Source organism: Candidatus Edwardsbacteria bacterium (genome assembly GCA_031082425.1).
GTDB lineage: Bacteria > Edwardsbacteria > AC1 > AC1 > EtOH8 > UBA2226.
On record JAVHLB010000003.1, the window covers coordinates 291,535 to 304,065 of the forward strand.

Annotated in this window: 14 protein-coding genes; all 14 read left to right on the forward strand. The window is 58.6% G+C overall.

All coding sequences use genetic code 11. The annotated features are described in order from the left end of the window. The first annotated feature begins 289 nt into the window (after positions 1–289). The 14 genes from RDU76_04675 (at position 290) to murA (ending at position 12,517) form a co-directional block, all read left to right on the forward strand. Positions 290–1,759, forward strand: coding sequence for an NADH-quinone oxidoreductase subunit L (locus RDU76_04675; GenBank protein MDQ7798226.1), 1,470 nt, complete (start codon positions 290–292; stop codon positions 1,757–1,759). Continuing rightward, complete coding sequence (locus tag RDU76_04680; protein ID MDQ7798227.1) at positions 1,756–3,636, forward strand: proton-conducting transporter membrane subunit; 1,881 nt, start codon at positions 1,756–1,758, stop codon at positions 3,634–3,636. Before RDU76_04675 ends, RDU76_04680 begins: the two co-directional genes overlap by 4 nt. Positions 3,637–3,675: 39 nt before the next feature. Further along, entirely contained in the window at positions 3,676–5,157 is a 1,482-nt protein-coding gene (locus RDU76_04685; protein MDQ7798228.1) for a proton-conducting transporter membrane subunit, read from the forward strand. 50 nt (positions 5,158–5,207) lie between these two features. Beyond that, positions 5,208–5,741 (forward strand): hypothetical protein, encoded by a 534-nt coding sequence (locus RDU76_04690; protein MDQ7798229.1) that lies wholly within the window; start codon positions 5,208–5,210, stop codon positions 5,739–5,741. Beyond that, positions 5,735–6,034, forward strand: coding sequence for an NADH-quinone oxidoreductase subunit K (locus RDU76_04695; GenBank protein ID MDQ7798230.1), 300 nt, complete (start codon positions 5,735–5,737; stop codon positions 6,032–6,034). Before RDU76_04690 ends, RDU76_04695 begins: the two co-directional genes overlap by 7 nt. Positions 6,035–6,129: 95 nt before the next feature. After that, positions 6,130–6,474: a hypothetical protein gene (locus tag RDU76_04700; GenBank protein MDQ7798231.1), complete on the forward strand. Its 345-nt coding sequence runs from the start codon at positions 6,130–6,132 to the stop codon at positions 6,472–6,474. Positions 6,475–6,573: 99 nt separating this feature from the next. Continuing rightward, positions 6,574–7,005: an NADH-quinone oxidoreductase subunit NuoB gene (gene nuoB / locus RDU76_04705; GenBank protein MDQ7798232.1), complete on the forward strand. Its 432-nt coding sequence runs from the start codon at positions 6,574–6,576 to the stop codon at positions 7,003–7,005. A gap of 34 nt (positions 7,006–7,039) precedes the next feature. Further along, the gene (locus tag RDU76_04710; GenBank protein MDQ7798233.1) at positions 7,040–7,501 is read left to right on the forward strand and encodes an NADH-quinone oxidoreductase subunit C; all 462 of its coding nucleotides are present in this window, start codon (positions 7,040–7,042) and stop codon (positions 7,499–7,501) included. Further along, positions 7,498–8,685 (forward strand): nickel-dependent hydrogenase large subunit, encoded by a 1,188-nt coding sequence (locus tag RDU76_04715; GenBank protein ID MDQ7798234.1) that lies wholly within the window; start codon positions 7,498–7,500, stop codon positions 8,683–8,685. The genes RDU76_04710 and RDU76_04715 overlap by 4 nt, the downstream gene beginning before the upstream one ends. Before the next feature lie 15 nt (positions 8,686–8,700). Next, positions 8,701–9,672 carry a complex I subunit 1 family protein gene (locus tag RDU76_04720; protein MDQ7798235.1) on the forward strand — a complete coding sequence of 324 codons (972 nt, stop codon included), beginning with the start codon at positions 8,701–8,703 and terminating at the stop codon, positions 9,670–9,672. Next, positions 9,669–10,049: a 4Fe-4S binding protein gene (locus RDU76_04725; protein ID MDQ7798236.1), complete on the forward strand. Its 381-nt coding sequence runs from the start codon at positions 9,669–9,671 to the stop codon at positions 10,047–10,049. Before RDU76_04720 ends, RDU76_04725 begins: the two co-directional genes overlap by 4 nt. A gap of 227 nt (positions 10,050–10,276) precedes the next feature. Next, positions 10,277–10,801, forward strand: coding sequence for a hydrogenase maturation peptidase HycI (gene hycI / locus RDU76_04730; GenBank protein ID MDQ7798237.1), 525 nt, complete (start codon positions 10,277–10,279; stop codon positions 10,799–10,801). 72 nt (positions 10,802–10,873) lie between these two features. Next, the gene (locus RDU76_04735) at positions 10,874–11,053 is read left to right on the forward strand and encodes a Trm112 family protein (protein MDQ7798238.1); all 180 of its coding nucleotides are present in this window, start codon (positions 10,874–10,876) and stop codon (positions 11,051–11,053) included. 189 nt (positions 11,054–11,242) lie between these two features. Further along, positions 11,243–12,517: a UDP-N-acetylglucosamine 1-carboxyvinyltransferase gene (murA, locus tag RDU76_04740; protein MDQ7798239.1), complete on the forward strand. Its 1,275-nt coding sequence runs from the start codon at positions 11,243–11,245 to the stop codon at positions 12,515–12,517. Positions 12,518–12,531: the final 14 nt, after the last annotated feature.

Consider the following 12,531-nt stretch of genomic DNA (forward strand, 5'->3'; position numbering starts at 1 on the left):
GGTATTATAACGGCATAAAATAAGAATAATAATCCGCACCGTAAATGCCAGCGTAACGGCGGGGTTTCGTCTGTTATATAACCCAGGCCTTAAGGCCTGGGTTATTGCATGAGCAACTGTAATTAAGTAAAGTCCGCCACTACAGATAGTGCCCTTGATCATGCATTAATACCACTAATTGTTGTCCACTCCTTAATCCAGCCGGATAAAATACCCTTGACATGCCGGGCCATTTATTGTAAAATATCTTGTTTCCATTTAATTTAATACATCAGCATTAGGAGTTTTTATGGGGTGGGAATTCTCTTTGCTGGCAACGATACTGGTCCCCATCATCGGGGCCTTTACCTTGCCTTTGATAGGGCTGGCCTCCAAGCCAGGGCGCAATGCCTGGGCGGTGATTCTGGGGCTGGCCACTACTTTTTTTGCCGTTACCCTTCTGCCGGCGGCCTTCTCGGGGGAGACCCACGTCTTCCAACGGGCCATCGGACTGGGGGTGGATGCCACCTTCGTGGTGGACGGGCTGTCGGTCTTCATGGCCATCGCCTCGGCCCTGATCAGCACCCTGATCATCATCTACTCCCTGGGCTATATCAAGGACTACCACTATCAGCAGGAATACTTTCTGATGGTGGTTTTGTTTTTGGGGGCCATGATGGGCCTGGTGTTCTCGGCCAACATGATCCTGATGTACGTCTTCTGGGAGATCACCGGCATCTGCTCCTGGCGCCTGATCGGCTTCTTCCGCGACAAGGAAGTGGTGATCAAGGCCGACAAGGCCTTTTTGGTCACGGCCGGGGGGGCGGTGTTCATGCTGCTGGGTTTCGCCCTGGTCTACGCCAAGACCGGCACCTTCAACATGCTGGATATGCGCGGCTTCCCCATCGGCGGACTGGCGGTGGCTTTGATAACCATGGGCATCTTCGCCAAGAGCGCCACTCTGCCGTTCCACACCTGGCTGCCTGACGCCGGCGTGGCGCCCACCCCGGTGACCGCCCTGCTGCACGCCGCGGTGCTGGTCAAGATCGGGGTCTACGCCTTCGCCCGGATATTCAACTACACCTTCGTCATCCCCGGCGACTGGCAGACCTACCTGATGATATTGGGCCTGATCTCGGCCATGGTCTCGGCCAGCGCGGCCCTGATCGAAACGAATATAAAGCGGATCCTGGCCCTGTCCACCGTCAGCCAGATCGGCTACATCTTCATGGGCCTGGCGGCCTTCAACACCATCGGGGTGGCCGGGGCCCTGCTGTTCATCCTGATGCACGGGCTGGCCAAGGGCGGCCTCTTTTTAGCCGCCGGGGTCATCGAGCACGGCACCGGCACCAAGGACATCACCAAGATGGGCGGGCTGATCAAGGCCATGCCCATCACCGCAGTGGCCTTCATCATGTGCGTCTTCTCCATCGTGGGGGTGCCGCCTTTCGGAGGCTTCTTCTCCAAGTTCATGGTCATCCAGGGCATCATCAAGTCCAACCACATCGCCATCGGCGCCTTGGCCATCTTCACCGCCCTGCTGACATTGGTCTACCTGATGCGGCTGTTCACCCTGGTCTTTCTGGGCGAGGCCCGGGACCACAGCATCCACGCCCATAAAGAGGGCACCCCGACCATGGTCTGGGTGGTGGCCTCGCTGGCCGTCCTTTCGCTGGCCGCCGGGATCCTGGTCAAGTACCCCATGGACCTGGCCAATATCGCCGTGCGCGACGTTCTGGGAAATCCTGCCATTCATGATATATTGGGGGTATTGAGATGAATCCGAACATTCTGCTGATACCGATCCTGGTCCCCATCATCGCCGGGGTGCTGACCTTCATCCTGCCCAAGTCCGTCAAGTGGGGCAAGGAGATCCTGGCCCTGATCGCCACCGCCATCACCATGTATTACGCGGCGGTGATATTCAAAGTGGACGGCGAGGGCCTAAGGCTGTTCGTGCCCTGGACCAGCTTCGGGATAAACTTCGACCTGTGGGCCTACCACTTTCCCAAGTTCATCCTGTTGGCGGCGGCCGGTTTCGAGATCCTGTTGGCGCTGTACACCGCCTCCTTTATGGAAGGCAAGGAACGCTCCAAGGAATATTTCGCCTACTTTCTGCTGACCGCCGGATTGGCCAACGGCGCCATCCTGTCCAACAATTTCGTGCTGATGCTGTTCTTCTGGGAGTCGCTGCTGGCCACCCTCTATGGCATGATCTCGGTGGGCAACAAGGAGGCCTTCAAGACCGCCACCAAGGCTTTGGTGATCTCCGGCATCGCCGATTTCGCCATGATCCTGGGCATCATCTTCGCCTGGCAGCTGTCCGGCACCCTGACCATGTCCGAGATCCACCTGGAGCCGATGGGCCTGGGGGCGGCCGCCTTCGTGCTGATGGGCCTGGGGGCCATGGCCAAGGCCGGCGCCATGCCGTTCCACACCTGGATCCCGGACGCCGCCATCGACGCCCCGCTGCCGTTCATGGCCTACCTGCCGGCGGCCCTGGAGAAACTGCTGGGCATCTACATGCTGGGGCGCATCTCGCTGGAGATGTTCACCATCCACATGAACAGCACCATGTCCCTCTTCCTGATGACCATCGGCGCCGTCACCATAGTCCTGGCGGTGATGATGGCCCTGGTCCAGAAGGATTACAAGAAACTGCTGTCGTTCCACGCCATCAGCCAGGTGGGCTACATGATCCTGGGCATCGGCACCGGGGTGCCGGCCGGGATCGTGGGCGGGCTGTTCCATATGCTCAACCACGCCATGTACAAGTGCACCCTGTTCCTGACCGGCGGGGCGGTGGAGAAGCAGGCCGGCACCACCGAGCTGAAAAAACTGGGCGGCCTTTTCAAATTGATGCCCATCACCGGGGTGGCCTTCTGGGTGGCGGCCTTCGCCATCTCCGGGGTGCCGCCCTTCAACGGTTTCGTATCAAAAGAGCTGGTGTTCCACGGGGCGGTGGAGACCGGCATCATGATATTTCCCATCGCCGCCTGGATCGGGGCCATCTTCACCTTCGCTTCGTTCTTAAAGCTGGGCCATGCCACCTACTTCGGACAGCAGAGTCCCGAGATGCCCAACAAGGCTCCCAAGGATCCCGGACTGGCCATGACCGTTCCCATGCTGGTGATCGCCCTGGGCTGCATCCTGTTCGGGGTCTACAGCAAACTGCCCTTAAAATACCTGATCCAGCCGGTGCTGGAGGGAAGGGCCATCCTGGAGGGCCACGCCGGGCATATGGAGTTCTGGGTATTCCACTTGAACTGGATCGTGTGGGTCTCCATGGCCTGCCTGGTGATAGCCTTCCTGCTTCATAAATACGGCGTCAAGAAGGGCCAGGGCCAGGCCTACCTGGCTTCCGAGCCCATTCACAACCTGCCGGTGATGCATACATTGTATGACTGGGCCGAGGCCCGGGTGTTCGACATCTACGAGTGGTTCGTGGGTGGCCTGCTCAAAGGCGCCGCCTGGACGGTGTTCAAGGTGGTGGACCGCGGGATCGACGCCGTCTACGAGAGGCTGATCGTATTCGTCGGCGGGGTGGCCACCGGGGTGCTCAAGGAATACCACAACGGGCTGTATGCCAATTATCTGGCCTGGGTGGTGGGGGGATTCGCCCTGCTGGTGCTGTACCTGGCGGTCCTGGTCAAATAAAAATACGTCAACTGATATAATATAGCGGAGCTTGTAAACATGTTGCTTTTATTCATAGTCATACCCCTGGCCATGGCCGCCCTGATGCCTCTGGTCTCCCGGCTGTGGAAGGGCCTGCCCGACATCCTGGGGGTGGCCACCATGGCGGCCCTGCTGGCCCTGGGCCTGTCGCAGATCCGCCTGATATCGGCCGGGCACCGCATCCTGTGGGATGCCGCGGCCATCGGCCTGCCCCTCAAGGCCGGACTGATGCTGGACGGCTTCTCGCTGCTGCTGCTTTTGACCATCAGCCTGATCTCGCTGTTCGCCTGCATCTATTCCATCAATTACATGGAACACTACGGGGCCAAGGGTTCGTACTACGCCCTGTTCCTGCTGATGGTGGCCGGGATGAACGGGCTGGTGCTGACCGTCGACCTGTTCAACATGTACGTCTTCCTGGAGGTGGCGGCGGTGGCCTCGTACGCTTTGGTGGCCTTCGGCCAGAAGCACGACGAGGTGGAGGCGGCCTTCAAGTACCTGATGCTGTCCGTTGTCGCCACCACCGGCATCCTGCTGGCCATGTCCTTCATCTACCTGATGACCGGCACCATGAACTTCAAGGAGCTGGGCCTGATGGTGGGAACCGGCATGAGCCTAAAACTGATCGGCCTGTGCCTGGCCCTGTTCCTGATGGGCTTCGGCCTGAAGGCGGCCATGGTGCCGTTCCATGCCTGGCTGCCGGACGCCCATCCCTCGGCCCCGGCGCCCATCTCGGCCATGCTGTCCGGGGTGCTGATCAAGGTCTCCGGCATCTACGCCCTGACCCGGGTGGTCTACGACATCTTCGGCCTGCCGGCCTCGGTCTCCCAGGCCATGATCTGGCTGGGGGTGGCCTCGATGGTCATCGGCGCGGTGATCGCCCTGGGGCAGAACGATTTCAAGCGGATGCTGGCCTATTCGTCCATCAGCCAGATCGGCTACATCGTGGTGGGCCTGGGGCTGGGAACCCCGCTGGGGATCATGGGGGCCCTGTTCCATCTGTTCAACCACGCCACTTTCAAGAGCCTGCTGTTTCTTGACGCCGGAGCCACCGAGTATGCCACCGGCACCAGGGACCTCTCCAAGCTGGGCGGGGTGGGCCATAAAATGCCCATCACCAGCCTGACCACCACCATCGGGACCTTCTCCATCGCCGGGATCCCGCCCTTCAACGGTTTCTGGAGCAAACTGCTGATAATCGTGGCCCTGGTGGAGGCCAATCATGTCGGCGTGGCCGCCATCGCCATAGCCACCAGCATCCTGACCCTGTGGTACTTTTTGCTGATGCAGCGGAAGGCCTTCTTCGGCAAGCTGGCGGCCGGTTTGGAGAAGGTCAAGGAAGTGCCGTTCTACATGGCACTGGCCACCTTCTGCCTGGCGGCCCTGTGCCTGCTGGTGGGCCTGTTCTACCCCTGGGTCACCGCCAAGCTGATCCAGCCGGGGATGATCGCCCTGAGCAATTCCATCGGTGCCAACGGGTTTTCAATGTTCGGACAATAATCCGGGTTTCGGACAGAGGTTCTTAACTTCAAAATATTTTTGGAGAAAATATGGACTTAGTAAATTTAATATTGCTGATAATGCTGGCCGGCCTGGCCTGCATGGCGGTGTTCTTCAAGGAACTGCTGCGGGCGGCCCTGAGCCTGGCCTTCATGAGCGCCGTGCTGGCGGTGGTGCTGTACCGGATGGATTCGCCCTATGCCGCGGTGTTCGAACTGTCGGTGGTGGCCGGACTGATCACGGTGCTGTTCGTCTCCACCATCGCCCTGACCAAGACGGAGGAGGCGGTGAAGGAATCACGCTGGCCGATGTACCTGTTCCCGCTGTTCCTGGTGCTGTTCGGCCTCATCGACCTGCTGGTGATGAAGGGGCTGTTCTCCAATATTCCGGCCGGGTACGGCAATGCCGAGAAAAGCTTCGGGGCCACCCTGTGGGGCATCCGCTCCATGGACCTGATCGGGCAGATCGCGGTGATCTTCGGAGGAGTGTTCGGGGTACTGGCCCTGTTCCGGGAGAAACCGCTTACCGCCCAGGATAAGATAGACGCCGAAAAAGCCAAGGATGGAGGGCACAAACTATGGTAATGATCAATCTGATATTCGTCGGCCTGCTGTTCTTCATCGGGCTGTACTGCCTGCTGACCAGCCGCAACATGATCAAACTGCTGATCGGCCTGGAGATCATGGCCAAGTCGGCGGTGCTGTCCTTTATCACCGCCGGGTATGCCCGGGGGGAGACCTTCTTCTCCCAGAGCCTGGTGATCACCTTCATCGTGATCGAGGTCTCCATCGTGGCGGTGGCCCTGGCCCTGGTGATCAACGCCTATAAGAACACCGGAAATCTGGATGTCCGCAGCCTGACCAGGCTGAAAGGGTAGGAACCTTACCCGCAGAACACGCGAAATGAACAAAAATAAAATTTCGTGTTTTTCGTGGGGAAGATATTAAAGCAAAAATAAACGAGGATATCAACATGTCAATTTTCAGCCAGTGGAATATACTGATCACCCCGTTCATCGGGTTCGGCATCTTCGCTTTGGTCGCCTACCTGATCTACAAGCTGGGCGACGTGATGGCCCCCAAACTGAAGGATGAGGGCGCCAAGCTCTGCCAGTATGCCTGCGGAGAGGATTTCCTGGGGAAAAAGCTTCAGGTGGGCTACCGCCAGTTCTTCCATGCCGCGTTGTTCTTCACCATGATGCACGTGGCGGCCCTGGTGATCGCCACCATCCCCGGCGGGTCGCTGGCCTTCGCCATCCTGGGCATCTTCTATCTGCTGATGATCTGGTTCTCCATCATCGCCCTGATCCTGAAGTGAACCGAACCACAAAGACTCCAAGACACCAAATAATTATGATTGTGTCTTAGCGCCTTGGCGGTTGAGAATAAGTAATATTACAATATTAAGGATACAATTATGGCTTTAGAAAAACTGGTCAAATGGTCCCGGGTGTCGTCCCCCTGGCTGCTCCATTTCAACAGCGGAGCCTGCAACGGATGCGACATCGAAACCCTGGCCGCCCTGATGCCCCGGTTCGATCTGGAGCGCTTCGGGGCCCTGCTTAAATCCACCCCCCGCCACGCCGATGTGCTGGTGTGCACCGGGGCGGTGACCCGCCAGCAGGCCGCCCGCCTGAAGAGGATCTACGAGCAGATGGCCGAGCCCAAGTTCGTGGTGGCGGTGGGCGCCTGCGCCTGCTCCGGCAACGTCTTCCGGGGATGTTACAGCGTGCTGGAGGGGGTCGATCAGGTGATTCCGGTCAATGCCTACGTCCCCGGCTGCGCGGCCAAGCCCGACGCCATCATCGACGGGGTGGCCAAGCTGCTGGGCGCTTTGAAGAACGGATAAGTAAATTTAAAGATACTGAATACAGGAGATCAAAATGACCTTTGAGGAAATAAAAAAGATCCTGGAGGAAAATCTGAAGGGCAAGATCAAGGAGCTGATCAACCCCTTCCCCCGCCGGATTACTTTATGGGTGGACAAGTCCGATGCTGTGGAGGCCTGCCGGGTGCTTAAGGAGAAGGCCGGATTCTACCACCTGTCCACCATCACCGGCCGGGATACCGGGGACAAGCTGGAGGCCCTGTATCACTTCGCCCAGAACGGCATGGCCCTGACCCTGCGCCTCCAGACCGACCGGATCGATCCGAAACTGCCGACCACCATAGCGGTCTATCCCGGGGCGATATTCTACGAAAGGGAGGTCCACGACCTGGTGGGCATAAATTTTGAAGGCCATCCCGATATGCGCCCGCTGGTCCTGCCCGATGACTGGCCCCAGGGGGTTTACCCGCTCCGAAAAGACTGGAAGTATAACCGGGAGAAAGGAGCCATAGAATGAGCACATTTATATTGCCAGTAGGCCCACAGCATCCGGCTTTAAAAGAGCCCACCTCATTCCGTTTCCTGGTGGACGGCGAGACGGTGGTCGATGCCGATCTCCGCTTGGGCTATAACCACCGGGGCATAGAGAAGGGCTGCGAGGAACGGACCTATATCCAGGACCTTTTCCTGCTGGAAAGGGTCTGCGGAATCTGCTCCAATGTCCACATGACCGTCTTCGCCCAGGGGGTGGAGAAGCTGATGGGCATCGAGCCGCCCAAACGGGGCCTGTTCATCCGCTGCCTGATGGGCGAGCTGGAGAGGGTCCATTCCCACCTGCTGTGGCTGGGGGTGGCCGGGCACGAGGTGGGCTTCGACACCTTCTTCATGTACACCTGGCGGGACCGCGAGATCGTCGAAGATATCCTGGAGATGATCTCCGGCAACCGGGTCAATTACGGCATGCAGACCTTCGGCGGGGTGCGGCGGGACCTGGACGAGATGCAGATCAAAAAAGCCCTGGACGGCATCGCCGCCCTCAAGGCCCGGACCCCGTATTACCTGAATATCGGGGCCACCGAGCCGACCTTGGTGGCCAGGATCGCCGGGGTTGGGGTATTGCCAAAGGCCAAGGCCCTGGAGCTTAACGCCGCCGGGCCGACCACCCGGGCTTCCGGGGTCAATTTCGACGTCCGCCAGGACGATCCCTATGCCGGCTTCGGCGAGCATATTCCCTTCAACATCGTCACCGATGAGGGCGGGGACGTGCTGGCCAGGGTGGTGGTTCGGGCCAAGGAACTGATGGAATCATACAATATCTGCGAATACATCCTCAAGAACCTGCCCTCCGGCGAGATTCGGGTCAAGGCCCCCCGCAAGGTTCCCGAGGGAGAGGTGGTCAGCCGGGCCGAGGCCCAGCGGGGCGAGTGCATTCACTATATCCGCTCCAACGGCACCGACAAGCCGGACCGGGTGAAGGTCAGGGCCCCCACCTTGGCCAACTGGCCGGCCACCCTGTACATGCTGCGGGGCGGCTATGTGGCCGATATCCCCATCGTGATGGCGGCCATCGATCCCTGCCTGTCATGCACCGACCGGATGGCCATCATCACCGACCCCAAGGGCAATCAGAAGGTCTGGAACTGGGAGACCCTGCGCCAGTACGGGATAGATTTCTACCGCAACCGCGGAATCAAGCTATAATAATAAGAGGTAAAGATGGATATATTGAAAATATTTCTCTATCTGCTGGTCTATCCTGGCCTGCTGTTCCTGTTCTTCTATTCCACTTTCGTGGAGTGGGTGGACCGGAAATTATACGCCAAGTTTCAGAACCGGATGGGCCCCATGCATACCGGGAGCCACGGAATCCTGCAGCCCATCGCCGATTTTGTCAAGCTGATGGCCAAGGAGGATATCGTTCCCCAGGAGGCCGATAAAAAGCTGTTCAATGCCGTTCCCATACTGGCCCTGACCTCGGTGCTGACCGCCGGGCTGCTGTTGCCGGTGTGGCATTTCAGCCCTACCTTCCAGTCGGCCACCTCTTTCCAGGGGGATATCATCGTCATTGCCTACCTGTTGTCGCTTCCCAGCTTCGCTTATTTTCTGGCCGGCTGGGCCTCGGCCAGCATGTACGCCGCCATCGGCGGGGTCCGGGTGCTGACCCTGTTGTTCGCCTACGAGGTTCCGATGTTCCTGGCCATCCTGTCCCCGGCGGTGATGGCCGGCAGCTGGAGAATGGCTGAGATCGCCGCCTACTATCAGGCCAACCCCTGGCATCTGCTGATCAACATCTTCGCTTTCGCCGTGGCGGTGATCACCCTGCAGGCCAAACTGGAGCGGGTGCCGTTCGACATCCCCCATGCCGAGACCGAGGTGGTGGGCGGCGCCTTTACCGAATATTCCGGCCGCAAGCTGGCCATGTTCCGCCTGCTGGCCGACATCCAGATGGTGGTGGGCGCCGGCATGATCGCCGCTTTATTTCTGGGCGGCTTCCCGGGAGGGCTGATCCCCGGGTTCATCTGGTTCATTGTCAAGACCCTGATCGTGGTCTTCATCCTGTCCGCCATGCGGGCGGTGACCGCCCGGCTCCGGATCGACCAGATGATTTCCTTCAGCTGGAAATGGCTGGCCCCGCTGGCCCTGCTGCAACTGGTAATCGTAATATTCTTGAAGGGGTATCTGCAATGAGTTTAAGATTAGGAGCGATGCTGCCCGAGGTGCTAAAGCACCTGTTCAAAAAACCGGCCACCGTCCAGTATCCTTTCCAGAAGATCGGGGTGCCCAAGGGCTTCCGGGGCCATCCGGTGATGGACCCCAATCTGTGCATCGGCTGCCAGATGTGCGTCAAGGACTGCCCCTCCGAGGCTCTGGAGATCCGCAAGGAGTCCGAGACCACCGATGAGGCCGGCAAGGTTTCCAAGAGGTTCTCCATGACCTTCTACCTGGACCGCTGTTCCCACTGCGCCCAGTGCGCCGAGGTCTGCCCCAAGAAGGCCATTCACATGAATACCGAGTTCGAGGATGCCGCCTTCGACCGCGGAGCGCTGAAGATCGTTTATAAATAATTACGGCGCCGGTTTAAATGATGGTCGGGCATTATATGTCCGGCCATTTTATGCATGACCAATAACCTTAAGAGAAAACTTTTCCCGAGAAATACGCCCAAAAGACCAAAGTCCGGATTTTATCAGCTCATCAGGTCAAACTGATCTGCCAGATGCCCAGATAATATCATTTATCGCAATTCGGGAGTACCGCCAGCCTCCCCGGGAATTATTTACTGGAGTGAAATATGGAATGGACCGATCCGGTGGCTTCGGCCGTCGAAGCTTCCGCCAGGCTGATGATCTTCGGCATCGGCAACGAGATGATGGGCGACGATGCCGCCGGTTCGCTGGTGGCCCGGGAATTGCGGATGATGCTGCAGGACTGCAAACACGAAAGTTTTGCCGAAGTGCTGGTGGCCGGGACCAATCCCGAGAATTTCACCGGCCTGGTCCGGAATAAAAAACCCGATCTGGTGATATTCATCGATGCCGCCGATATGGGGCGGCCGGTGGGCGAGGTAGCCTTTCTCAACCACAAAGACATGCACTCCATGATGCACTCCACCCATACCATGCCGCTGTCTTTTTTGGGCGACTATCTGGAGAAGATAACCGGGGCCAAGATCATCGCCCTGGGCATCCAGGCCGGGCAGATCCAACTGGAAGTGCCCATGAGCCGGCCGGTGGCGGAGAGCGTCAAAACCATCTCCCGCTTTCTGCATCGGGCCATCCTGGATAAGCTGAAGGCCCCGCCGGAAGACCGCCCCTGAAGGTTGATTTGTGAAATAAATAAGGGTATAATCAATAACGGCTTCCCAATTCTATTAAAGGATGGAGTGATCATGTTGGATCAGAAATTGCTGGATATTCTGGCCTGTCCCAAATGCAAGGGCCAGCTGGAGTACCGCCCCCAAGAACAGAAACTGCTGTGCTGGTCATGCAAACTGGGCTACAAGATCATGGATGATATCCCGGTGATGCTGATAGACGAGGCCGAGCCGATCAGCGGGAGCAAGAAATAGGGTTGAGCAAAGTTCGAGATGTCAGGCTTTGCTGTTGGGCAATGCTTGAATAGTCCGGTGAGGCGTTAGAGTGATGTTCGAAACGTTTGAACGTCGGCTTGTTTTAAATATTGAAACTCCGACATCGTTCTACAGAATATCATGACATCTCAAACTGGATAACAATGAATTGTTTTTAGCGGGAGCAAAGTGGATAAATTCGTCATCGATGGGGGCCGGCCGCTGTCCGGCATGGTCCGGGCCTCGGGAGCCAAGAACGCGGTGCTGCCGGCCATGGCGGCCTGCCTGCTGGCACCGGGAAGGTCCGTCCTGACCAACGTTCCCAATGTGATGGACGTGCGCACCATGAGGCGCCTGCTTATCCGGTTGGGAGCCAAAGTGGATTTCGAAGACAACCGGATGGTCATCGATGTTCCTGACAAGCTTAAGTGCGAAGCCGAATACGAGATCGTCAAGCAGATGAGGGCCTCCTATTATGTGCTGGGGCCCCTGCTGGCCAGGTTCGGAAAAGCCAAAGTGTCCCTGCCGGGGGGGTGCTCCATCGGGGCTCGTCCCATAGACCTTCACTTGAAAGGCATGGAGGCCCTGGGGGCCAAAATTCAGATACTTCACGGCTATGTCGAAGCTCATGGCAGGCCGCTTAAAGGGGCCCGGCTGCTTTTGGCCGGCTCCCACGGGGTTTCGGTGGGGGCCACCATCAATGTGATGATGGCGGCGGCTTTGGCCAAAGGGACAACCGTCATCGAATCGGCGGCCCTGGAGCCCGAGGTGGTATCCACCGCCCAGATGCTGGTATCCATGGGAGCGGACATCACCGGCGCCGGCACTCCGGTTATGACCATCGCCGGGGTGGAGGGCTTGAGGCCGGCCGAGACCAGGATGATCCCCGACCGCATCGAGACCGGATCTTTGATGATAGCGGCGGCCGTTAGCGGTGGCTGCCTGACCATTGAGGACTGCCGGCCGGACCATCTGGCTGCGGTCATCGAGGCCCTGAGGGCCATGGGGGTCAAAGTGGCGGCCGGCGACGAGATGGTGACCGTGGAGGCCCGGCGGCGGGTAAGACCGATAGATCTGACCATCGCCCCCTATCCCGGTTTTCCCACCGACATGCAGCCCCAGATGATGACCCTGATGACCATTGCCTCGGGCCTTTCGGTGATAACCGAGACCATCTTCGAGAACCGGTTCATGCATGTTCCCGAGCTTCAGCGTTTGGGGGCCGATATCAAGGTTGAGGGCAAAAGCGCCGTGATAAAGGGCGTGTCCGAGTTGACCGGGGCCCCGGTGATGGGCTCCGACCTGAGGGCTTCGGCGGCCCTGGTCATCGCCGGGCTCAAGGCCGATGGGAAGACCGAGGTCAACCGCATATACCATCTGGATAGGGGTTATGAGAGATGGGAGCGGAAACTGAAGAAACTGGGGGCCAAGATCCGCCGGGTGCATCAGAAAATGGCGGTTTAAAATTTAATTATAAC

Coding starts and splice junctions, on each gene's coding strand:
- RDU76_04725 (MDQ7798236.1), top strand. CDS start 9,669: ATGAGTTTAAGATTAGGAGCGATGCTGCCCGAGGTGCTAAAGCACCTG.
- nuoB (MDQ7798232.1), top strand. CDS start 6,574: ATGGCTTTAGAAAAACTGGTCAAATGGTCCCGGGTGTCGTCCCCCTGG.
- RDU76_04690 (MDQ7798229.1), top strand. CDS start 5,208: ATGGACTTAGTAAATTTAATATTGCTGATAATGCTGGCCGGCCTGGCC.
- RDU76_04685 (MDQ7798228.1), top strand. CDS start 3,676: ATGTTGCTTTTATTCATAGTCATACCCCTGGCCATGGCCGCCCTGATG.
- RDU76_04710 (MDQ7798233.1), top strand. CDS start 7,040: ATGACCTTTGAGGAAATAAAAAAGATCCTGGAGGAAAATCTGAAGGGC.
- hycI (MDQ7798237.1), top strand. CDS start 10,277: ATGGAATGGACCGATCCGGTGGCTTCGGCCGTCGAAGCTTCCGCCAGG.
- RDU76_04735 (MDQ7798238.1), top strand. CDS start 10,874: ATGTTGGATCAGAAATTGCTGGATATTCTGGCCTGTCCCAAATGCAAG.
- RDU76_04720 (MDQ7798235.1), top strand. CDS start 8,701: ATGGATATATTGAAAATATTTCTCTATCTGCTGGTCTATCCTGGCCTG.
- RDU76_04700 (MDQ7798231.1), top strand. CDS start 6,130: ATGTCAATTTTCAGCCAGTGGAATATACTGATCACCCCGTTCATCGGG.
- RDU76_04715 (MDQ7798234.1), top strand. CDS start 7,498: ATGAGCACATTTATATTGCCAGTAGGCCCACAGCATCCGGCTTTAAAA.
- RDU76_04695 (MDQ7798230.1), top strand. CDS start 5,735: ATGGTAATGATCAATCTGATATTCGTCGGCCTGCTGTTCTTCATCGGG.
- RDU76_04675 (MDQ7798226.1), top strand. CDS start 290: ATGGGGTGGGAATTCTCTTTGCTGGCAACGATACTGGTCCCCATCATC.
- RDU76_04680 (MDQ7798227.1), top strand. CDS start 1,756: ATGAATCCGAACATTCTGCTGATACCGATCCTGGTCCCCATCATCGCC.